Origin of the sequence: Larkinella rosea, assembly GCF_003858635.1 — a bacterium.
Taxonomy (GTDB): Bacteria; Bacteroidota; Bacteroidia; order Cytophagales; family Spirosomataceae; genus Larkinella; species Larkinella rosea.
Map to the genome: position 1 here is coordinate 445,709 of NZ_RQJO01000007.1, position 20,959 is coordinate 466,667.

At 51.9% G+C, this 20,959-nt stretch carries 15 protein-coding genes; 12 read left to right on the forward strand and 3 right to left on the reverse strand.

What is annotated here, in order from left to right:
- Together EHT25_RS02145 and EHT25_RS02150 are read left to right on the forward strand one after the other, a co-directional pair.
- Window positions 1-603, forward strand: coding sequence for a DinB family protein (locus tag EHT25_RS02145; RefSeq protein ID WP_124869943.1), 603 nt, complete (start codon window positions 1-3; stop codon window positions 601-603).
- Window positions 604-621: 18 nt separating this feature from the next.
- Entirely contained in the window at window positions 622-1,938 is a 1,317-nt protein-coding gene (locus EHT25_RS02150) for a gluconate:H+ symporter (protein ID WP_124869946.1), read from the forward strand.
- 113 nt (window positions 1,939-2,051) lie between these two features.
- On the opposite strand, the gene EHT25_RS02155 is transcribed toward EHT25_RS02150, so the two are convergent.
- On the reverse strand, window positions 2,052-2,492 hold the full coding sequence (locus tag EHT25_RS02155) for a GNAT family N-acetyltransferase (protein WP_124869949.1): 441 nt from the start codon (window positions 2,490-2,492) through the stop codon (window positions 2,052-2,054).
- 121 nt (window positions 2,493-2,613) lie between these two features.
- On the opposite strand from EHT25_RS02155, the gene EHT25_RS02160 reads away from it, so the two are divergent.
- The 8 genes from EHT25_RS02160 to EHT25_RS02195 all read left to right on the forward strand — a co-directional run bounded on the left by EHT25_RS02160 (window position 2,614) and on the right by EHT25_RS02195 (window position 13,976).
- The gene (locus EHT25_RS02160) at window positions 2,614-4,659 is read left to right on the forward strand and encodes an alpha-amylase family protein (protein WP_124869952.1); all 2,046 of its coding nucleotides are present in this window, start codon (window positions 2,614-2,616) and stop codon (window positions 4,657-4,659) included.
- 263 nt (window positions 4,660-4,922) lie between these two features.
- A complete protein-coding gene (locus EHT25_RS02165) occupies window positions 4,923-5,354 on the forward strand; it encodes a MarR family winged helix-turn-helix transcriptional regulator (protein ID WP_124869955.1) in 432 nt (143 codons plus the stop codon).
- 1 nt (window position 5,355) lies between these two features.
- The gene (locus EHT25_RS02170; protein WP_124869958.1) at window positions 5,356-6,690 is read left to right on the forward strand and encodes a TolC family protein; all 1,335 of its coding nucleotides are present in this window, start codon (window positions 5,356-5,358) and stop codon (window positions 6,688-6,690) included.
- A 20-nt stretch (window positions 6,691-6,710) separates the two neighbouring features.
- The gene (locus tag EHT25_RS02175; protein ID WP_124869960.1) at window positions 6,711-7,823 is read left to right on the forward strand and encodes an HlyD family secretion protein; all 1,113 of its coding nucleotides are present in this window, start codon (window positions 6,711-6,713) and stop codon (window positions 7,821-7,823) included.
- A gap of 18 nt (window positions 7,824-7,841) precedes the next feature.
- Window positions 7,842-9,398, forward strand: coding sequence for a DHA2 family efflux MFS transporter permease subunit (locus tag EHT25_RS02180; RefSeq protein WP_185731257.1), 1,557 nt, complete (start codon window positions 7,842-7,844; stop codon window positions 9,396-9,398).
- Between the two features lie 128 nt (window positions 9,399-9,526).
- Entirely contained in the window at window positions 9,527-10,951 is a 1,425-nt protein-coding gene (locus EHT25_RS02185; protein ID WP_124869966.1) for a tetratricopeptide repeat protein, read from the forward strand.
- Window positions 10,952-11,057: 106 nt separating this feature from the next.
- Entirely contained in the window at window positions 11,058-12,518 is a 1,461-nt protein-coding gene (locus tag EHT25_RS02190; protein ID WP_124869969.1) for a Gfo/Idh/MocA family protein, read from the forward strand.
- Window positions 12,519-12,689: 171 nt separating this feature from the next.
- A complete protein-coding gene (locus EHT25_RS02195; protein ID WP_124869973.1) occupies window positions 12,690-13,976 on the forward strand; it encodes a Na+/H+ antiporter in 1,287 nt (428 codons plus the stop codon).
- Window positions 13,977-13,987: 11 nt separating this feature from the next.
- Here EHT25_RS02195 and EHT25_RS02200 read toward each other — a convergent pair whose 3' ends face one another.
- Together EHT25_RS02200 and EHT25_RS02205 are read right to left on the reverse strand one after the other, a co-directional pair.
- On the reverse strand, window positions 13,988-15,217 hold the full coding sequence (locus EHT25_RS02200; RefSeq protein WP_124869976.1) for a DUF2264 domain-containing protein: 1,230 nt from the start codon (window positions 15,215-15,217) through the stop codon (window positions 13,988-13,990).
- A gap of 364 nt (window positions 15,218-15,581) precedes the next feature.
- Entirely contained in the window at window positions 15,582-18,149 is a 2,568-nt protein-coding gene (locus tag EHT25_RS02205) for a phosphocholine-specific phospholipase C (protein WP_124873450.1), read from the reverse strand.
- A gap of 417 nt (window positions 18,150-18,566) precedes the next feature.
- Between EHT25_RS02205 and EHT25_RS02210 the strand changes: the two genes are divergently transcribed.
- Both EHT25_RS02210 and EHT25_RS02215 read left to right on the forward strand, forming a co-directional pair.
- Window positions 18,567-19,859, forward strand: a complete 1,293-nt coding sequence (locus EHT25_RS02210; RefSeq protein WP_124869979.1) for a spondin domain-containing protein — start codon at window positions 18,567-18,569, stop codon at window positions 19,857-19,859.
- A gap of 136 nt (window positions 19,860-19,995) precedes the next feature.
- Window positions 19,996-20,928 (forward strand): AraC family transcriptional regulator, encoded by a 933-nt coding sequence (locus tag EHT25_RS02215; RefSeq protein WP_124869981.1) that lies wholly within the window; start codon window positions 19,996-19,998, stop codon window positions 20,926-20,928.
- Window positions 20,929-20,959 lie beyond the last annotated feature (31 nt).

Below are 20,959 nucleotides of genomic sequence, written 5' to 3' on the forward strand. Positions count from 1 at the left end.
ATGCGCACTTTTCAGACCGATGAACTGCTCGATCAACTGACGAAGGACACCCAAACGCTTATTCAGACCGTTACGGATACGTTCAGGCCGTTGACGGACGCAGATTTAAACCGCCAGCCCACACCCGACCGTTGGAGCATTGCCCAGTGTCTGGAACACCTCAACAGCTACGGACATTATTACATTCCGATGCTCGAAGCCGCGATCGCCAACGGAGAGGAAAATGGGATTCCGGCAGCACCGACTTTCAAAAGTGGCTGGTTGGGAAATTACTTCGCCAATTCGATGCGACCCCGGGCCAACGGTTCAATTGCGCTGAAAATGAAAGCGGTCAAAGCGCATACTCCCGCGCCGAAACAGAACGCTTCGGCGGTTTTAGATCTGTTTCTTGAACAGCAGGAAGCCATTCTGGAACTGCTCGATCGGGCCAAACGAGTCAATATTCAACACCTCCGGGTGCCAATTTCCATCGCCAAATTGATCCGCCTTTCGGCGGGCGACACTTTCCGGTTTTTAATCGCGCACGAGCAACGCCATGTGTTACAGGCCAGCAGGGTCGCAGCGGAATGGAATCTTCGCCCAAAAATTTCGGTAAAATCGTAATATTTCCTATGTTTGGTTATGCTCCTAACCATAACCATCCTCGGCATTCTGGTCCTGATTGCCCTCATTTCGTTTGTTCGTCTTCACACTTTTCTGGCCTTTCTGGCGGTTTCACTCGGCGTCGGGCTGGCTCTGGGTCAAAAACCGCTCGACATTCTGGAGTCCATCCAGAAAGGCATCGGCGGAACGCTGGGTTCCATCACTGCCATCATTGCACTGGGGGCGATGCTGGGTAAACTGGTCGCCCAAAGCGGGGCCGCTCAGCGTATTGCAATTAACCTGATGGACCTGGTCGGCACGCGGCACGCCCGCTGGGCTTTTCTGGTAACCGGTTTTATTGTCGGCCTGCCGCTTTTCTATTCCGTCGGTTTCCTGTTGCTGGCGCCCCTGGTCATCACGGTGGCGCATCGGTACAAACTCCCCGCGCTCTACATTGGCCTGCCCATGCTGGCGTCACTCTCCGTAACGCAGGGCTATTTGCCGCCCCACCCGGCTCCGCTGGCGATTCTCAAGCAGTTCAATGCCGACATGGGGCTGACGCTTTTTTACGGGATTATCGTCGCCATTCCCGCCATTCTGATCTCTGGTGCGCTGTTTGGCTCGACGGTGAAACGGTACACGAACCTGGGCAATCCAACGTTCATTGCTCCCGAACTAAGTGACGAACAGATGCCTTCGGCCACCACCAGTTTTCTGACGGTTTTGCTCCCTATTTTGCTCATTGGCCTCAGCACCTTTCTCAGCCCGTTTTTGCCAACCGATTCGCGGGGTCAGCAGATCGTCGCATTTGTGGGTGAGCCCGTTGTCAGCATGTTTCTCTCGGTGCTGGTGGCAACTTACACACTCGGAACCCGCCGGGGAAAAGCCATTCCGGAAGTGACGGCCCTGTTTGGGGATGCGATCAGGGATGTCGCCATGCTTTTTCTGATTTTCGGGGGAGCCGGGGCCCTGAAGCAGGTTTTGACGGACGGTGGGGTGAGTCAGTCCATTGCCGAAATGATGGAACATTCAACGTTGCATCCGTACGTGCTGGCCTGGGGCATGGCCGCCCTGATCCGCGTCTGCACCGGTTCGTCGACGGTTTCGGGCATTACAACCGCCGGTTTTGTGGCACCCATGCTGGCGGCCACCGGCGTAGAGCCAAACCTGATGGTGTTGAGCATCGGCGCCGGGAGCATGATGTTTTCGCACGTGAACGACACCGGTTTCTGGCTTTTCCGCGAATATTTTCAGCTGTCGATGGCCGACACCCTCAAAACCTGGTCGGTGATGGAAACGCTGGTGTCGGTCGCGGGTCTGGCGGGGGTTATGGCGCTGAGCTGGGTGATTGGATAGCGAAACAAATTTCCTGATAACAGCGTATCCGACTGAGGCTATTAAAGAAGGAGAAACGATATGGAAAAAGTAAGCATAAATAAACTATACGACTTCATTTCCGGACCAAAGATTTAATCACGATATTCCCACTCCCAGACGGTGCCGTCTTCTTCGTCCCAAACCGTTCCCAGACCCACAAAACCATTCCGCTGAAGAACGCGGCTCGATTCATTGTCCGGCTCAAAGGTTCGGGCGGTGATGGTAACGGCCGGATCGGTTTGCCGGGCCAGCAGCACCAGTTCCCGACACATTTCGGTGGCAATTCCCTGCCTTTGAAATGGCGGAAACGTGCCGTAGGCAATTTCGACCCGCCCGTTTTGGGGCGCACCTTTAAAAGCCGCGCTGCCGACTAACTCACCATTTTTCCGGGCGTAATAGCCAATCCACGGCGGTTGATACCCGATTCGATTGAAAAAATCGACCGTCATGGCAAGGGAAGGCTTGCAGTCCTGATGATCCTGAAACCCGGCATTTTCGGCCAATGTCTCTTTAATCGGGAGCAGTTCCATCATAACTTGAGCGGTAGTGAGATTGGTTGAGGCTTAATCCGGATGGCAGATCAACAAAACCCTCCCCGGAATTGGCTGGCGCCCAATTTAGTACTATACTTGCTCACTTCCTAAACGACCCGACATGTCGCTGCGTATCAGACTCATCGCCCTGTGCTGGATTTTTTGCCAGACCGCTTTCGCCGTAAAACCACCCCAACCCAAAGGCTTAATTTCGATTCCATACGGCAAAAATGACCGGATCGAGTACCACCTTCGGTCCGGCGTTTTTGACCTGATTGTAGATGCTAAAACCGTTATTTCGGGGGCCTACGCGGAGGTGAAAAACAAGGATGCGGTTTTGAATAGCAAAGATTATCCTACCCGCAAACATTCCAAAACCGCTATCCGTGACGGATTCGGCGTCGGGCAAAAACATTCGATCGTCCTGACCCGCAAAGGATTTCCGACCCTGCAGCAGATTTTTTACGTTTATCCGGACCGGAAATTTTTCTTTGCGGAAGTTCTGATAAATGGTAACGATCTGAAAAGCAATTACATGGCACCGATCGTTGCCGGGAAGGCGGACATTGGCGTCCAGGGCGACAACCGAAGCCTTTTCGTTCCGTTTGACAACGACGCGTTTGTGAGCTACGACTCCCAACCGGTGCAGGCCGGGCAGTCGACGACCAGTTCGGAAGTGGCTGCGGTTTACGAAAACTACACCCGAAAAGGACTGATCATTGGCTCAGTCGAGCACCTGAACTGGAAAACCGGTATTCTGAGTGCGGGCGACGGCCAGCAGTTGACCAATCTAAAGGCCTGGGGCGGTTTGTCCGACGAAAAAATCACCCGGGACAAAATACCGCACGGTTTTCTTTCCGGCCGCTCTATCAAATCCCCCAAGCTATTCGTCGGTTTCTACGACGACTGGCGCGATGGGCTGGAAGCTTACGGCAAAGCAAACCGCATCGCCGAAAACCCGTATGTATTCAACTGGGAGAAACCCACGCCGTTTGGCTGGAACAGCTGGGGTGCCATCAAAAGCAAGATTTCGTTTGACAAAGCCGTAAACGTAGTCGATTTTTTTGCCGATAGTCTGAGCGGTTTTCGGAACGACAACACGGCGTACATTGATCTGGATTCGTTCTGGGACAATTTCTTTTCGGGCGGACTGAACGGCGATTTCAGCAAGCTGAAGGAGTTTGCTGATTACTGCAAAAAGAAAGGGTTGCAACCCGGCGTCTACTGGGCGCCCTTCACCGACTGGGGTTGGAAATCACAGAAAGTTCGCAGAGCAGAAGGAGGGGATTACCTGTTTTCGGACTTATGGACCAAAGCGCATGGGAAATACCATGACTTCGACGGCGGCCGCGCCCTTGATCCGACTCATCCGGGAACGAAACAGCGGGTGGCTTTTGCGATCAAAAAGCTGAAGGACTGCGGTTTCAAGATGATCAAAATCGATTTTCTGGGCCATGCCGCCATTGAGTCCGACGGTTTTTACGACCCGTCCGTCACGACCGGCATGCAGGCTTTCCGGCAGGGAATGGAACATTTGATCGATCAATTGGACGGACAAATGCTGGTCTATGCCGCCATTTCACCCAATCTGGCAATGGGACGATACGCCCACACACGCCGGATTGCCTGCGACGCCTGGAAAACGATCAAGGATACGAAATACACGATGAACAGCCTGACCTACGGCTGGTGGCAGACGTACGTCTATAATTATATTGATGCCGACCACATTGTGTTTGGCGAAGAGTCGGAGGGAGCGAACCGCGCCCGGCTGACTTCGGGAGTCATCACCGGTACGTTTATTACGGGCGACGATTATTCCGTTCAGGGTCCGTGGAGTTCGCGCGCCCGGCAGCTGTTGCAAAACCAACCGATTCTGGAGCTGGCGAAGAACGGCGTTGCTTTCAAACCAGTGGAAGGCAATGCGGGTAATTCGGCAGCGGAATTGTTTGTCCGGGAAATCAAAGGGGAGTGGTTTCTGGCCGTGTTCAACTACGAAGACTACCCCAAAGAATACATTATTGACCTGGCCCGGATCGGGCTGGATGGATCAGCGGTTTACCTGACAAGCGAATTGTTTCAAAATACAACTACAACCACCATCAACACCTTGCGCACCTCTTTGGCAGGCGGTGATGCGGCTATTTTTAAATTAGTGCGAAAATAGCTGACCTGAAAACCGCACATTTCGGATCAATAGGCACCGAAGCTGTTAAATAGAGGAAATGTAATTTTTCTCCGAAAGGGACTGATTATTGACTTGCTAAATCTTTGCTTTCTGCCTTAAATGCATATTTTTCATTCTATTGTTTAAATAATCTAATGGTACAAATTAAACTTTGATTAAAAACGAGGGTTTGGGTAAACCATCGTTTGAACAATAGTTGTTTAAACGAATATCGGCTCTACCTTTGAGCAACTTTAATGAAGATGAACAAGCAATTTCGAAACGAATACCACCGGCTGATCGCCAACCTGCACCAGACCAACAGTTACATCTTCAACTATTTTGGTCAGAAACTGGCACCGTTTGATCTTTCGGTTCAGCAGTACATCGTCTTACGGCATCTTTCCGAATGTTACCCGAACAGTTTGACGGCCGGGGAGTTGAAGGAAAAAATGAACGACCTGAATCCGGATATGACCCGGCTCGTTGACCGACTGGTGGCGAAAAATCTGATTGTGCGCGAAATAGATCCGCAAAACCGTCGGCGGGTTAATCTCCGGCTGACCGAAGAATCGAAACAGTTTGTTGAAACCGCTGCGGCTCATTTCGCAGACTTTGAGTCGATCGTGAGTCACCTTACCGACGAGGAAGTAAGCACCCTGAATACACTCCTGAATAAAATTAGAAACCGCTGATATGAAAACCTATTTATTAGTAGCGAGCTTTTGGCTGATGAGCGTGGCCTGGGGAATTGCCCAACCGACGCCATCGGTGATGCCGCTCGACCGGGCCATTGAACTCGCTTTGCAAAACAACAAAGGCATAAAACTGGCCGATGCGCGGACCCTGGCGGCCGAGGCCCGCTCGCAGGAAGCCAAAGACCGCAGCCTGCCGCAAGCCAACGCGTCACTGGCGTATTCGCGCTACAGCCTGCTTGGACCCTTTTCGCTGGGTGCCCCCGATGCGGATGGCAAATCGGCGTTAACCATTCCGGCGGGGGCTTTCAACGCCATGATTGGGGGGCTCACAATCACCAAGGAGGTGTTTGGCGGTTTTGCCGAAAAATCGGCGGAGAAGTCGGCGGAATTGCTGACCAAAGCCAGTCGGCTGGATGCCAAAAGAAACCGCTCGGAACTGGTTTACACAGTCAAAGATGCGTATTACAACATCGTCAAACTGATACGCTCCACCTCGGTCATCGATCAGAGTATCAAGCAGTTTGACGAAAAAGAACGCGAAGCGCGCAATCTGGAAAAAGAAGGAATTGTGACGGCCAATGAAGTGCTGAAAATTCAGTTGCAGAAAAATAACCTGCAATTGAGTCGTTTACAGGTCGATAAAGCCCGTCAAACGGCCCTGTATAACTTCAATCTGCTCGTTGGATTGCCGGAAGATCAGGCCATTACGGTGGATACGACGCTGGCCAATCCCGTTGTGACGGCGGAACCGCTGAGCAATTTTCTGACGCAAGCCGCGCAGGCTCGCCCGGAAGTGGAAGCCAATAACCTGCGGTTGCAATCCGCACAGGAGTTGCTGCGGAATACGCGGAGCAGCCTGTATCCGCACCTGGGTGTTTCGGCGGGTTTCAATTACATCAACCCCACGGCGCACCTGATTCCGGAAGCCAAGTCGTTTGTGAGCGCCTGGAACGTGGGAGCCGGGCTGACGTATAATGTTGGTTCGCTGTTCAACATGAAAGGCAAACTGAACAGCGCCAAACTGGCCATCAATCAGGCTTCGCTGCAAGGTCAGCAACAAGCCGATCAGATTCGGTCGGAAGTGGTGACAGCCTACAACAATTACCAACTGGCGCTGGAACAGCAAACCGTCATTCGGACGGCCGTTGGGCAGGCGCAGGAAAATTACCGCCTGACGGAATCCCGGTTTCGAAATGGGCTGGTTGGCTCGACGGATTTGCTGGAAGCCAACAGCTTTTTATTGCAGGCTCAACTCAATGTCATCAATGCCACCGTGGATGCCCAACTGGCCTACCAGCGATTGTTAAAAGCCACCGGCAACAACCTTAATTAATCTCGTTTGACGATACGATCATGAACAAGAAAACTCTGTTTCGCGTAGGTGGCCTTCTGGTGCTGGCCCTTGCTCTCTTTTTTGGTTACAGCGAATTTCGGTACCTGCAACGGCACGAAACCACCGACGATGCGCAGGTGGACGGGGACGTAAACCCGGTCATTCCCAAAGCGGGCGGTTATGTGAAAGCCATTCAATTTCAGGATAATCAGTATGTCAAAGCCGGTGATACGCTGGTGGTGCTCGACGATGCCGATTACCGCATTCGGGTGGCCCAGGCCGAAGCCGCGTTGCAAAGTGCGATGGCGAGTGCGGGGGTTACCCGTTCCAATGTCAGTGTGGCATCAGCCACGGTGGAAAGTTCGCAGGTAAGTGTTCAAACCGCACGCAATCAGGTGGTAACGGCTCAGGCGAATGTGGCGGCTGCGCAGGCCCGTAGCCGGAAAGCCACCCAGGATTTTGAACGTTACGGTCGACTGCTGGCTGAAAAAACCGTACCGCAGCAGCAATACGATGCGGTTCAGGCGGAATACGAAGCCGCCAAGGCGCAACTTCAGGCGGCTGAAGCTCAGCTGCAAACCGCTCAGTCACAGGTAAATGCGGCTGGTTCGCAAACTGGTGTAACCAGTTCGCAGCGTCGGGCAACGCAGGGACAGATTTCAGTAGCTCAGGCAGCGGTGAAACAACGGCAGACCGAACTGGATATGGCGAATCTGCAATTGTCGTATACGGTTATTCTGGCGCCCATTTCGGGGGTTGTGTCAAAACGGGCCGTGCAAATCGGTCAACTGGTGCAGCCGGGGCAGGCCCTGTGTTCGGTGGTTGGGAACTCAACGCTCTGGGTAACGGCCAACTTCAAGGAAACGCAATTGAAACAAATGCAGCCCGGCCAGACGGTCGACATTGACGTGGACGCCTTTGGGGGCGAAAAACTGACCGGCAAAGTGGGTTCGTTTGCGGGTGCAACGGGCGCGAAATTTTCCCTGCTGCCTCCCGACAACGCGACCGGCAACTACGTGAAAGTTGTGCAACGGATTCCGGTTCGCATCGACCTGGATTCGAAAAGTCCGCTGTTTGCCAAACTGCGTCCCGGCATGAGTGTGACGGTGGCTGTGGATTTACAGAAACAATAATCATCAACCAATTGCATCATGAAGTTAGGATTTGATAAATGGATCGTCGTCCTCACGGTGACCGTGGCGGCTCTGCTGCAAACCATCGACTCGTCCATCGTCAATGTGACGCTGAACCAGATGATGGGCAACCTGGGTGCCTCGCTGGGCGATATCAGCTGGGTGGTAACGGGTTACGCAGCCGCCAGCGCCGTGATGATTACGATGTCGGGCTGGTTGACGGCCAAACTGGGTCGTAGGAATTACTTTGCGGCATCAATCATTTTGTTCACGATTGCGTCCATTTTCTGCGGAACCTCGACCAATGTCTGGGAACTGGTCTTTTTCCGGGTGGTGCAGGGAATTGGCGGGGGCGGTTTGCTCACAACGGCACAATCCATTCTGATTCAGACCTTTCCGAAAGAAGATTTGGGGATTGCCAACGCTATATTCGGGATGGGAGTCATCATCGGGCCGTCGATAGGCCCTACGCTGGGTGGTTACATTACGGATAACCTGTCGTGGAGCTGGGTGTTTTACATCAACATTCCCTTCGGAATTTTAGCCACTTTCCTGACCTACACCTACATCAAGGAACCAGCAGAAAAAGTGACGGCGGGCGGGATGGACTGGCTGGCGTTGATCATGCTCACGATGGGCATCGGCGGTTTGCAGATCATTCTGGAAAAAGGACAGGAAAACGACTGGTTCGATTCGGGTTTTATTGTCGGCATGTCGATTGCCGCCGGAATCGGAATCATCGGCTTCATCTGGCGGCAGCTGACCGTTACATTGCCCATTCTGGATTTGAAGTTGCTGCTGCAACGCCGGTTTGCGGTCGGCACGCTGTTCAATTTTATTCTGGGTTTCGGGCTGTTTGCGTCGGTTTTCATTATTCCGGTTTTTTGCCAGACCATTCTGGGTTTCACAGCCAGCCAGACCGGTTTGCTGCTGATGCCGGGTTCACTGGCCACCGGTTTTATGATGCCCGTGGTGGGCGGTTTGATGAGTAAAAACTACATATCGCCTATCTGGTACGCTGCCATCGGTTTTGTGCTCTTCTTTGGATTCTGTTTCGATTTGTCGGCCATCAGCTTGGTGGCTGGTCCGGATTATTTCTTCTGGCCGCTCATTGTGCGGGGCGTTGGTATGGGATTGATTTTTATTCCGCTGACCACCATTACGTTAGCTGATCTGAAAAACGTCGAAATTCCGCAGGGCTCGGCGCTGACCGGCATGATCCGTCAGTTGGGCGGTACGTTCGGTACGGCGATCATGACCACGTATATTTCGACGCGCACCGTCTTCCATTCGTCACGGCTCGCCGATAATGTGTCCATCTACAACCCCATCTCGGCGGAACGCATTCGCCAGTACACCAATTTGTTCCTCTCGAAAGGTGATGCGTTGATGACCGCGACGAGTAAGGCATATGGGGTCATGCAGGGTGCGGTGATCAAGCAGGCATTGGTCATGACTTATGCCGATGCTTTCCTGATTATCGGGTCATTCTTCCTGATTTGCGTCCCGCTGTTGCTGTTGTTTATTGGCAAGAAAATCGAGGCTCCGGCCCACGTCGAAATGGCGATGGACTAATCGATAAAATCTTAAATCGCTTTTCTTCATTAGTACGTATGTATGTTGCCGATTTAGTCGGGTAAGGAAATTTGGTGATACCGGTTTCCTTATTCGGGTTTACACAAACCGCAATCCAATCATACGTTATGAAACGATTTTTTTCTCTATCCTGCCTTTTTCTCATCGGTATTTATTCCGCATCTGCGCAAAGAGCGACCAGCGTTGTTCAGGCGATTCGGTATACCAAACTCGCCAACACGCTTCGGGCGTTGGACAAACCGCAGGATGCGATCAACCTGTTGGAGCGGGCGTTGCCAGCGGTTCGGGGGGTAAATCCGTATTGGGAAGCCGTTACCTGTGAGTCGCTGGGACTGGCGTATTACGAAAACAACAACAGCGAAAACGCTGATTATTACCTGAAAATCGCCCGGAGCCGCTACGAGAAACTGCGGTATGTGGCCAGCGCCTGGGGCGTTAATGAACTGATTCGGGATATTTCCGGTAAAAACCTCTACGCCGGCATTCAGTTTGGCGCATCGGACGTGAAGCTGGCGATTTTCAAAACCCGGTACGAAAGCGACTTTTACGAAAAAGACATCAAAACCCGGGTCGAGGTTCCGAACGTCAGTTTTGTGGCCGATGCGAATAAATCCATCAAACCGGGTACGGACGCCTTAAAAGTGTGTCTGGATTCGATCAATCGCTACAACATTCCAAACGAGCGGATTTTCATCGTGTTCAGCAACGAAATGAAGGAAGGTCTGGCGAAAACGCCGGCAACGAAAAAGATGCTGTATGACCAGTTATCGCGTGCCTTGCCGAACGGCAGTCTTCGAATCGACACCACGCTTTCCATCGATCGGGAAGCGGAATTGTTTACTGTTGGCTCCATTCCCCGCAAGGTCTGGCCAACCACCTCCTCGCTCAATATTGGCTCCGATGCAACACTGGGCGGTTATTTTGATACGGACAAAACATTTCACCCCATCGAAATGCCGGTTGGGGTAACTACGCTGGTGAGCCAGATCGAAAACAAACGGTCGCTGAACGGCGACGCCTTCCGGAAAGAAGCACAACGCGTGATTAAGGGCATTGCGGATACCGAACTGGCACCCCGGTTTAAAACCAGCGGAACCGGTTTACAGCAACGCCGGACGGTTGGTTTGGGGGGCGATGTGGCCTGGGCTTTGGTGACCTATCTGCATCCCGAAAAAACCGGTCTGACGGCGGTTGCCATTTCGCTGGACGATATCGAACGGTTTAAAAAAATGGTCATGGACGATTACAACGACCTGACGCACCCCAACCTGAAAGAGATTACCGATGCCGGAATCCGGAGCAAAGCCGAACAGGAAATCGCAACGGTGCGTGATCAGGTTAGTGAAAAACAACTGATTGCCGGTGCGTTGTGGCTGGAATCCATCATGAAAATTTATTCGACGCCCTCGGCTCCCAAGCGGTTTGTGTTCATTCGAAATTCCGATATTGGCTGGGTAACCGGCAAATTTTTAGAAACCATTAGTGGCGAGTACGAATCGACCATCGCCAAAGGGGCGCTGTATACCCGGTAAAAGTCGTTGCGGTTAATTGTCATTTTTTGTTGGTCCAGATTCGGCACATTTGCGTATATTGAAACGTAAATGTGCTTTTTTTTGACATTGATAACCCAACTATTCCATGAATTCCAATCGTCGCGACTTTATCAAAGGGGTGACAGCGGCTTCGGCGCTGATTGCCACCCAGAGTGTCGCCAAGCCGTTCAATATCATTCGTGATCTGAAGAAGATCAGCCCGAACGACAAAATCCGGATTGCCACCATTGGCATGGGGATTCAGGGCAATTACGATACGCAGGCGGCTCTGCGAAACCCGGATGTGGAGCTCGTGGCCGTTTGTGACCTCTATTCCGGTCGGCTCGAACACGCCCGCACGGCTTTTGGCCAACAATTGTTTACCACCCGCGATTACCGCGAGATTCTGGCCCGGCCGGATGTCGATGCGGTTTTGATCGTCACGCCCGACCACTGGCACGACCACATCACGATTGCCGCCCTGAAAGCCGGGAAGCACGTCTATTGCGAAAAACCGATGGTGCAGCATCTGAACGAGGGAAAAGCGGTGATCGATGCCTGGAGGAAGTCGGGAAAAACCATGCAGGTGGGCAGCCAGCGCATCAGCAGCGCGTCGTTCAAGGAAGCCAAGCGGATGATTGCCGCCGGTGACATCGGACAGATCAACTACATCGAATCCAACAACGACCGGTTTAACGCCATCGGGGCCTGGAATTATTCGGTTCCGCCCGATGCGTCGCCCCAAACCGTTGACTGGGACCGGTTTCTGGGCGACGCGCCCAAACGCCCCTTCGACCCGATCCGGTTTTTCCGCTGGCGGAACTTTCGGGACTACGGGACGGGTGTCGCCGGAGATTTGTTTATTCACCTGATTACGGGTGTCCATTTTGTAACCAATACACTGGGGCCGACGCGGGTGTATTCGTCCGGCAACCTGGCTTACTGGAAAGAACACCGGGATGTGCCGGATGTGATGACGAGCATCATGGATTATCCGAAAACCGATCAGCACGAAGCATTCCAGATGGTGTTGCGCGTCAACTTCGCCAATGCCGGAAAAATCAGCAACGTGACGCGGATCATCGGGAACGAAGGAACGGTCGAATTCTCGGAAAACAACCTGATTCTGACGAAGAAAAAACTGCCCATTGCGCCCGGCTACGGCAACTACGACAGCTTTTTTACGTTTACGGAAGACGTTCAGAAGAAATTTGTGGAGGAGTACGACGCCAAATACCCGGCCGAAACCCGCACCGCCGAACCCGTCAAGGAAATCAAGTTTGAAGCGCCGAAGGACGACGACGCCCACGCCAAACACTTCGGGGACTTTTTCGCGAACGTGCGGGCGGGCAGCCAGGGAACCGTCGAAGACCCGGTTTTCGGATTCCGTGCGGCCGCCCCGGTTTTAGCCTGCAACGAAAGTTATTTTGAAAATAAAGTCGTGCACTGGGACCCGGTGACGATGACGCAGAAGAACCCAGCGGTTTCGTCCGGCAAAAAGCCGGCAGCGGGCAAGAAAAGCTCCGGTTCGCTCAAAAAAGGGAATACGGTGGCGACAAAATCCTGAAATTCCGTTTTATTTGCTCCTGAACGATGGCCCGTATGGAAATGCGGGCCATTTTTAGTTTTCAGTTTATGGTTTACGATTTTCGGTATACGGTTTTCAGTGGGTCGGTTCTAGGTTCATTCGATCTTGTTGTGACCAACCGAAAACGATAAACCGAAATCCGCATACCGAATGGAAAACTACAGCATCGTTTTGTTCATTATGGCGATCATGATCGTGTTGTCGGCGGTCGCGACCCGAATTAAAATTCCGTACCCGATTCTGCTGGTGCTGGCGGGAATTGGCATTGGCTACCTGCCGGGCATTCCGGCCATTACCCTGAATCCGGAAGTGGTTTTCCTGATCTTTCTGCCTCCGTTGCTGCACGATGCGGCATTTACTATTTCATTCAGGGAGTTGCGAAACAACTGGCCCACGGTCAGTTCCCTCGCGATTTCGCTGGTTTTTCTGACCACCACCGCCATTGCCGTTACGACACACTACCTCATTCCCGCACTGAACTGGCCGATGGCCTTTGCGTTGGGTGCCATTCTTTCCCCGCCCGACGCCGTTGCTGCCACGAATGTCACGAAGGGCCTGGGCCTTTCACACCGGACGCTGACGATTCTGGAAGGAGAGAGTCTGGTGAATGATGCGTCCGGCCTGATTGCGTACCGGTTTGCGGTGGCCGCCATTGCCGGGGCCGGTTTTCGCTTTTTTAACGCTTACTTCCAGTTTCTGATTGTTGTCATTGGTGGGGTTGGTGTAGGGATTCTGTTCGGACTGGTGCTGGCGTATTTCCTGCGCCGGGTCTATGGCAACAGCCTGATTGCAATCAGCGCGATGGCGGTTTCGCCGTTTATCGCGTACCTGCTGGCCGAGGAGGTTCACGTTTCGGGGGTGTTGGCCGTAGTGGTTCTGGGCATTACGTTATCGCAATACACCAACCGGCTGTTTCCGACCTCGGTCAAAAATCAGAACAAATCGTTTTGGGACGTCATTATTTTCCTGCTCAACGGCCTGGTGTTTATTCTGATCGGCTTGCAGTTTCCGCAGGTGGTGAAAAGCATTGACCATGACGCGATTTTGCCCCTGATTGGTTTTAGCTTCCTGGTTAGCATTATCATGCTGCTGATCCGAATGTGGTGGGTATTTGGCCACAACAACAACCTGGAAAAAGCCATTAACAAACGCAAACTTTTCCCGCAGCGGCAGGGGCGGTTCCGGTTTTACACCGACGAAAAAATCGACTGGCGGGATGCGCTGGTCATTGGCTGGGCGGGGATGCGCGGCATCGTTTCCCTGGCGTCGGCGCTCGCCTTGCCACTGACGCTGAACGAAGGCAAGGCTTTCCCGGAGCGAAATACGCTGATTTTTATTTCCGTCGTCGTGGTGCTGATTACCTTGGTAGTGCAGGGATTGAGCCTTCCGTTTCTGGTGCGGTTTTTGAAAATGGGGGAAGAATCCACAAAACCATAAAAACCGCCCGTTTAATCCTTTGCATGTTTAACCGGAATATTTTCGCCTTTCCAGATTCGCTTCGACGTCCAGTCTTTGTCCGGCCCGGTCCAGAAAGGATCGCTGGCGGGCAAACCCAGCATCAGAAATGCTTCCGAACAGAGATACAGACTGCCGGTTGAAATATATGTCTCCCCAATCTGCGGCTGATGGCCGTACAAGCCGATTTGTAGCCAGCCATTGGCGTCGAAGGTACCGGGCGCTTCCACCTGTTTTTTGATGAGGGTATATAAAGCCGCCCGCACCTGCTGGGGTTCCAGACCTTCGGGCAGCGCTTTCAGCAACGCGACCTGCGAAAGCAACTGGAACGCACCAAACCGGTAGGCCAGCGACCGACCCAGGGGCGGATAGGTGCCTTCCGGCGAAATCAGGCTTTCCTGCACTTCGGCGTAACGCTGTGCGCGGGACAAAGCGGTTTCGTATTCCTTTTTAATCGACGGATTTGGCGCGGCATCCACCAACGTTTTCAGAACGTCCAGCATCATCGGCTGAATGACAAAGCTGTTATAATAATCCCAGTGAAAGGAGGGACCGTCACCATACGTCCCGTCGCCTTTGTACCATAACTGATGCGATTTCAGAGCGTAATCGATCCGCATCCGGTCATAATTTCCGTCGAATTTCAGCAAAGCCGCTTCGACTTCGGCGCTGAACAGCAGCCAGTTATTGTAATAGGGTGTGACGGCCCGGGACGACTGGAGCGCGGCAATAACGTTTGCTTTCGTCGTTGCGTCGAGCCGGTTCCAGAGCTGGGTGGGTGCCCGCAGCAGGCCCTGCGCGAAAAAAGCCGCATCGACAACGGGTTGGCCGCCCTTGTTAAAATTAAGGAAATCCGGTGATTTCGGGTCTGTCGCATTCCGTAAACTAGCCAGCGTCAGGTCGATGTATTTTTTCCGCAGCTTGCCCTCGGCGGTTTCGTCCGGTCCGAGTTCGAGCCAGGGTGCCATTCCGGCCAGCAAACGGCCAAAGGCTTCCAGATGCGTATATTTTTCCCGCTCCGTACCGGATGACTCGATCGGCATTTTGGCCCGCAACTGGTTCTGACTCAGTGAAACCAAAACCGGGTCGGCAATGCGCACCAGCGTTTGAACCAGGTATTCACGCTCCGCCGTGGGCGTATTTCCCGGAGCGGTTTTTTGCGCGCAGACAGATTGCGAAATGATCAGTGAAAAGTAGAGAATGGCAACGACATGAAAGTTCATTTTCAACGGGATAGGGTGCTTTAATTAGTGTAATAAATTATTCCGAACTCATAATCCGAATCTTCTAAAATAGTCAGGAGAACCCAGATGTTACGGTCGCATAGCGACCAGATGTTTGTAGAAATGCGAATATCCCAAGCCCTTCAGAGCGGTCGCGTAGCGATTGAACCTTCAATGCGTTCAATCGCTACGCGACCAGAAAAGAATGCGTTTGGCGGATTTCCTGCTACAAACATTCAGTCGCTACGCGTCCAAAAGTCGATTTGAAGGTAGATATACTAGTTGGGTTCGTCGGTTGCGGAATAATTCGGGTATAAAAAAAGTGGACGGAGAAACCGTCCACTCTCAGTTGCCGAACAATACGTTAAACGATCGTTCCGCCCATCACCGGGTCGGTAAAACTCGCTTTTCCGGTCTCGACGTGCCCCGCAAACCGTTTTTCAAAAACCGCATTTCCGGAAATTCTAACGCTGAAATCGTACCAGCCAAAACTCTTGCCCAAATCCAGCACCAGACTCGACTGACCGCCTTTGGCAATCACTTTCGTCTTCGCACCGGTTTTGTACGCATTGTCTTTGACCTCAATGGTAACCGCCTTTGATTTGTCCAGATTGCTGATTTTTAGCTCAATAGAGCCAGTCAATTGTTTGCTTTGCGGAGTCGTGCGCTGGTATTCGCACTGAATGTCCAGCGCCGGGTCGTTGGCGTCGCCGATGAATTCACGAAAAAAACCGTTCGGGCCATTGACCCGGAAGTGGTAGGTGTCCTTTTCAAAATCACCAAGCGGCCAGCTGTCGGAAACGCTGTCGCCAGCCCTGACGGCATAATCCCGGACTTTGAAATCACGTTCCGGTTTTTCATTGGCCGTCAGGTACGAATCCAGTGCGTAAACCGTGAACGGCGAACCGGCCGATTTGGCTCCAAAAACGTCTTTTTTAGCCTGAAATGTGATGCCGAATGATTTTTTATCCGCGCTTAACTTTCCGTCGGCGTAGAGTTGATACGGTAAGGCGCAGGCCGCCCGAACGCCTTTTTCCTGCTTTGGAATGAGGGGAGACGTGACCGGCGACTGGCGAATTTGAGCAACTTCCTCGTTTGTCAGTTTCTTATAACCAGATGGTAATTCTTTAAACTGGGCTTTGTGAATACTTTCCACAAATTCGTTTTTAGCCACAAAGGTTGGCAACGGAATTTTCTCGCCTTTGTAGGGTCGGAAAACCGATGTCAAATCCCCGCAAACCGTTCTCCGCCAGGCGCTGATATTGGATTCTTCGATCTTTTTACCGGTTTTCTTGTTGAGGAAAACTTCCAGAAACTGGAGAATCGACGTATGATCGAACACCTCCGACGACACCATGCCGCCCCGACTCCAGGGCGAGGCAATCACGAGGGGAACCCGGTAACCCAACCCGATGGCGTTGGCGCGGGCTTCACGTTTGGCATTGATTCCTTTGCGTTTCAGCTCCTGCTCCATGAACACGTGTTCGATGCCCGTGTCGATGCCTTTGGACGTAGTGCCGGTTTCGGGCTGGTCGGGGTGGGGAGCCACAAACGGCGGAACGTGATCGAAATAGCCGTCGTTTTCGTCGTAGCAGAGAATAAAAACCGTCTTCTTCCAGACGTCCGGGTTCTGCGTCAGAATGTCGAGCATCTCGGAAATGTACCAGGCACCATACCAGGCCGCGCCCGGGTGGTCGGAGAAGTTTTCGGGAGCCACCACCCACGAAACCGTCGGCAGCGTGCGGTTTTTAACGTCGGACCGAAACTGGTGCAGCACATCGCCTTTCGGGATTTCCACTTCGCGTTCCGTGCTGCCATCGTGGTATTTCAGCGACGTCAGCGAATGGTAATCGGGATCGTTTTTATTGGTGGTAAATGCTTTATTATGCAGGTTTTTAGATCGTTGCGAAAGCTTTTCGTAGTTTTCCCGGCTAAAGGTTTCCCGGTGCAACAGACCGGTTTTAAGCTCTTCTTCTTTTTTTGTAAGTTGTTTTTTCAGCTTGTCAGTTTCGCTGTCGGCTTCGGGCAGGGATTTAATTTTGGCGATTAATGCCTGAATTTCACCCGGTAATTCGGCCACCCGTTTTTCGAGGTATTTCTGATAAGCCGCCGAGTAGCCGACGTTGAATTGCTCGAACCACTCAATCGGGTTGTCGGTAAAATTGGCCAGCCAGCCTTCCTGTTCGCCTTCAAAACCGACCGGCAGGCTCAGTTCATTCTGGTAAATTTTCCACGAAATGCCGTTGTCTTCCAGCCGTTCGGGGAAGGTTGTCCACCGGGCCGCATCGCCGTAATCGACGTCTTCGTTGCGCACATTGGCTTTGGATTCGCGCTCCGGTTTTTCCCGAATCGTTCCGGTCCAGAGGTAGAGCCGGTTGGGCGTCGTACCCGTCAGCGACGAGCAGAAGTTCTGATCGCAAACCGTAAAGGCGTCGGCCAGAGCGTAATAAAACGGAATATCTTCCCGGTTGTAATACCCCATTGTCAGGGGCATTTTGGCGTATTCCTTGTTGCCGGAACGCTTGGAATCCAGCCACTTATCGTATTTTCCGTTGTTGCGGGCGTCTACCTGGTTCGTCCAGGAATGCGGGAGCGAACTCATCCAGGTGGCCTTGGTATCTTTCAGATTCAGCCGAAATGGCGCGTAGGTTTCCCCGGCACCGTTGGTCTGGAGCCAGACCGGGTTTTTGTTGGGAAGCGTAATCGCGCGCGGATCATTGAACCCCCGAACGCCCTGGAGGGAGCCGTAACAATGGTCGAACGAGCGGTTTTCCTGCATCAGAATGACGACGTGTTCCGCATCGAGAAAAGTACTGCCCGGCTGGGGATCGATGGCGAGGGCTTTTTGAATCGAGTCGGGTAAAACCTCGAAAAGGCTGGTGCCACCGGCTAGCAGGGCGGCTTTTTTTAAAAATTCTCTTCTGCTGTCTATCATTTTGGGCTGGATAGTAAGTGGTTAGTAAAGATAGTTTTTTTTGGAGTGGGATTGGAAGAAACAAGCCCCTATTTAACAGTATGATAACTTTTTGGAGAATTTTCGGCCTTTTGATCGTCTGTTCTCAGGAGTGTATCGTTGAGTAGCGGGTTGCCAAGCCGCACCTATTGTTACCGTTTCTCCCCGAACCGGTTTTCTGAGCGGTTTTCCAACCTGCCTGGTCAGTAATCAAGGTAGCTGCTTAAGCACCCAAATACCAGCCAAAGTCAAATGCCCGTTCCCTCAGTCGGGCGATATCGACAACGATTCGGGAAATATTGTCATTTATCGATCATTCCCGACGATCTACTTTTGACCCAGCTACTTCTAGTAGGAATCAGACGGATTCCAATCCAACCAAAACAAGAAAGGACTATGAAAAACACCACACGCTGGCCGGCGATTGCCTTGTTGCCTTTTGCCATTTTCTCCTGTGTTCAGGATCACATCATTAATCCAAACTCCCAGAAAACCACAATTACTATAGAGAATGTGCTGAGTTCTCAACCGTTGGTTGAATCGGGCACGTTCAAAGGAACGGGCACGCCACCGGTTATTCTGCCGGGTGAATCGTTCACCATCCAGTTCTCGGCCGCCAAAGGCGAGGCCCTGAGTTTTGCCACCATGTACGGCTGGTCGAACGACCTGTTTTTTGCACCCGAAAATCCGGGAATTCTGGTGTATGATTCCAATGGAAATCCGATTGAAGGTGATGTGTCTTCCCAGATCAAATTGTGGGATAATGGAACGCGCGAAAATCAAAAACCGGGTGCTTCGGTAGCGCATCCCGGTGTGGCTGAAAGCAAAAATATCACCGAAGTGAAAGGAACGGATGCGCAGGGAAATTCGTACCTGGCGGCTTCTGATCTGATGAAGGCGACGTTGAAATACGATGGTAACTCGTATTTTACCCTGACGATTCAGAATACGTCCGGCGGAACGGCCAACGAGACGCCATTCAGTCCGGGCGTTTGGGCGGTTTCGTATATCGTTGGGGGACAGTTGCTTAATCCGACTCCGCTGTACACCGCCGGTCAGCCGACCGCCAATGGGCTGACCAATATTGCCGAAGCGGGGGATAATACGGCACTGAGTGCGTATGTGAAAGGCATAACCGGTATTTTTACTCCGCTATCGCCGGTATTGGTGGTGGTTTACAACGGAATCGAGAATCCGATTTTCAAAAATGGGGAAAATGACCGGGGGCAGGGGCTGACGATGATCGCCCAGCGCGGCAATGCCGACGATCTGGCGGCTTATTTGACCGGAAAACCGGGAATTAAAAACGTGTATGTGTTGGCGGCCGCGGGTACAAAAGTGTTGCTGCCGATCATTGACGGCAAACCGGGGAGCAGCGTTTCGCAGGAACTTTCGGTTGTTGCGGGCGACCGGATCGCCATTGCGACGATGTACGGTTTTTCCAATGACTGGTTTTTCGCATCAGTCGATAACGGAGTCGATGCCACGCTAAAAGGTGACATTTCTACCAGCGTGAAGCTATACGACGACGGAACAGCCCTGAATCAGTTTCCGGGAGCTGGAATCACGCAGTTCAATCTGGCCGGAACACCGCTGGTGGAAAGCAAACCGATTGCGGAAGTGCCCAATCCCAATGCGTTTACAACCCTCCCGGCGATTAAGGATTTCATTAAAATTACCTTGCAATAGTTTTGTCGGAAACGTGTCGAAATGAAAATGTAAACCGGAGTGATGATGTTTATCGAATGTAAAAGTGTGACCATACCGATCACTTTTTACATTCGATATCATCGTTTTGCTTTTGAAATTAAACAGAAGCGGTTTTATGAAATTACACTACGAAGATAAATCTTCCCACGGCCAGTTTACGCTGATCATCAGCGACGCAACGATCGTGGGCGAAGGTGTATTCAACGGAAAAAAGGAGCCGGTCAGTACCATTGTGTGCAATACCGGCGACGAACAGACCGTCGTTATCGACAATATTGGCTACACGATGCCGGCGAAGTCGCTGCTTCCGTTGGTGGCTAATCAACATTTTAAATTTGAAAAACCGGAAAACCTGTCGGCCTGGCAATTCAACCGGGATTTTTACTGCATTGCCGATCACGACGCCGAGGTTGGGTGTGTCGGTTTTCTTTTTTATGGCATTCAGCATCCATTATTTATTCGCTTAGCCCCTGATGAACTACAGAGTATTTTGGTGATTGAGCGGCTTTGTATCGAGGATATGACGGTGAAAGATAAAATGCAGGGCGAAATGTTGCGGACGCTTTTAAAACGATTGATCATCAAAACCACGCGGATTGCCAAGAAACAAACGGAAAATTACGCGCGGTTTACGGAAGAGAAAATGGATATCATCCGCAAATTTAATCTGCTGCTCGAAAGCTATTTCCGGGTTCATCACGACGTTCAATTCTATGCCGAAACCATGAATAAATCGCCCAAAACACTGACGAATATTTTCCACATGTGTCAATATCCAGCGCCTTCAAAACTCATTCAGCAGCGGATTATTCTGGAAACAAAGCGGTATATTTATTACACGGATAAATCAGCGAAAGAAGTGGCCGATCACCTCGGATTTGCCAGCACGGCCCATTTTAGCCGGTTTTTTAAAGTTAATATGGGCATTAATTTTTCGGAATTTAAAAATCGCGAACGACGGGACTCCAAACCTGAAATTGGTACGGATTTGTTCCACGATCAACCACTGACCGTCGGGCCGTTGTCATCCGAAAAAGCAGTTGGCTAACCGGCAAACTGACATTAGGGGAATAAAACGA

Bases quoted from the DNA above. Each gene is read 5' to 3' on its own strand.
- EHT25_RS02145 (WP_124869943.1), top strand. From the start codon at position 1: ATGCGCACTTTTCAGACCGATGAACTGCTCGATCAACTGACGAAGGAC.
- EHT25_RS02150 (WP_124869946.1), top strand. From the start codon at position 622: ATGCTCCTAACCATAACCATCCTCGGCATTCTGGTCCTGATTGCCCTC.
- EHT25_RS02155 (WP_124869949.1), bottom strand. From the start codon at position 2,492: ATGATGGAACTGCTCCCGATTAAAGAGACATTGGCCGAAAATGCCGGG.
- EHT25_RS02160 (WP_124869952.1), top strand. From the start codon at position 2,614: ATGTCGCTGCGTATCAGACTCATCGCCCTGTGCTGGATTTTTTGCCAG.
- EHT25_RS02165 (WP_124869955.1), top strand. From the start codon at position 4,923: ATGAACAAGCAATTTCGAAACGAATACCACCGGCTGATCGCCAACCTG.
- EHT25_RS02170 (WP_124869958.1), top strand. From the start codon at position 5,356: ATGAAAACCTATTTATTAGTAGCGAGCTTTTGGCTGATGAGCGTGGCC.
- EHT25_RS02175 (WP_124869960.1), top strand. From the start codon at position 6,711: ATGAACAAGAAAACTCTGTTTCGCGTAGGTGGCCTTCTGGTGCTGGCC.
- EHT25_RS02180 (WP_185731257.1), top strand. From the start codon at position 7,842: ATGAAGTTAGGATTTGATAAATGGATCGTCGTCCTCACGGTGACCGTG.
- EHT25_RS02185 (WP_124869966.1), top strand. From the start codon at position 9,527: ATGAAACGATTTTTTTCTCTATCCTGCCTTTTTCTCATCGGTATTTAT.
- EHT25_RS02190 (WP_124869969.1), top strand. From the start codon at position 11,058: ATGAATTCCAATCGTCGCGACTTTATCAAAGGGGTGACAGCGGCTTCG.
- EHT25_RS02195 (WP_124869973.1), top strand. From the start codon at position 12,690: ATGGAAAACTACAGCATCGTTTTGTTCATTATGGCGATCATGATCGTG.
- EHT25_RS02200 (WP_124869976.1), bottom strand. From the start codon at position 15,217: ATGAACTTTCATGTCGTTGCCATTCTCTACTTTTCACTGATCATTTCG.
- EHT25_RS02210 (WP_124869979.1), top strand. From the start codon at position 18,567: ATGAAAAACACCACACGCTGGCCGGCGATTGCCTTGTTGCCTTTTGCC.
- EHT25_RS02215 (WP_124869981.1), top strand. From the start codon at position 19,996: ATGAAATTACACTACGAAGATAAATCTTCCCACGGCCAGTTTACGCTG.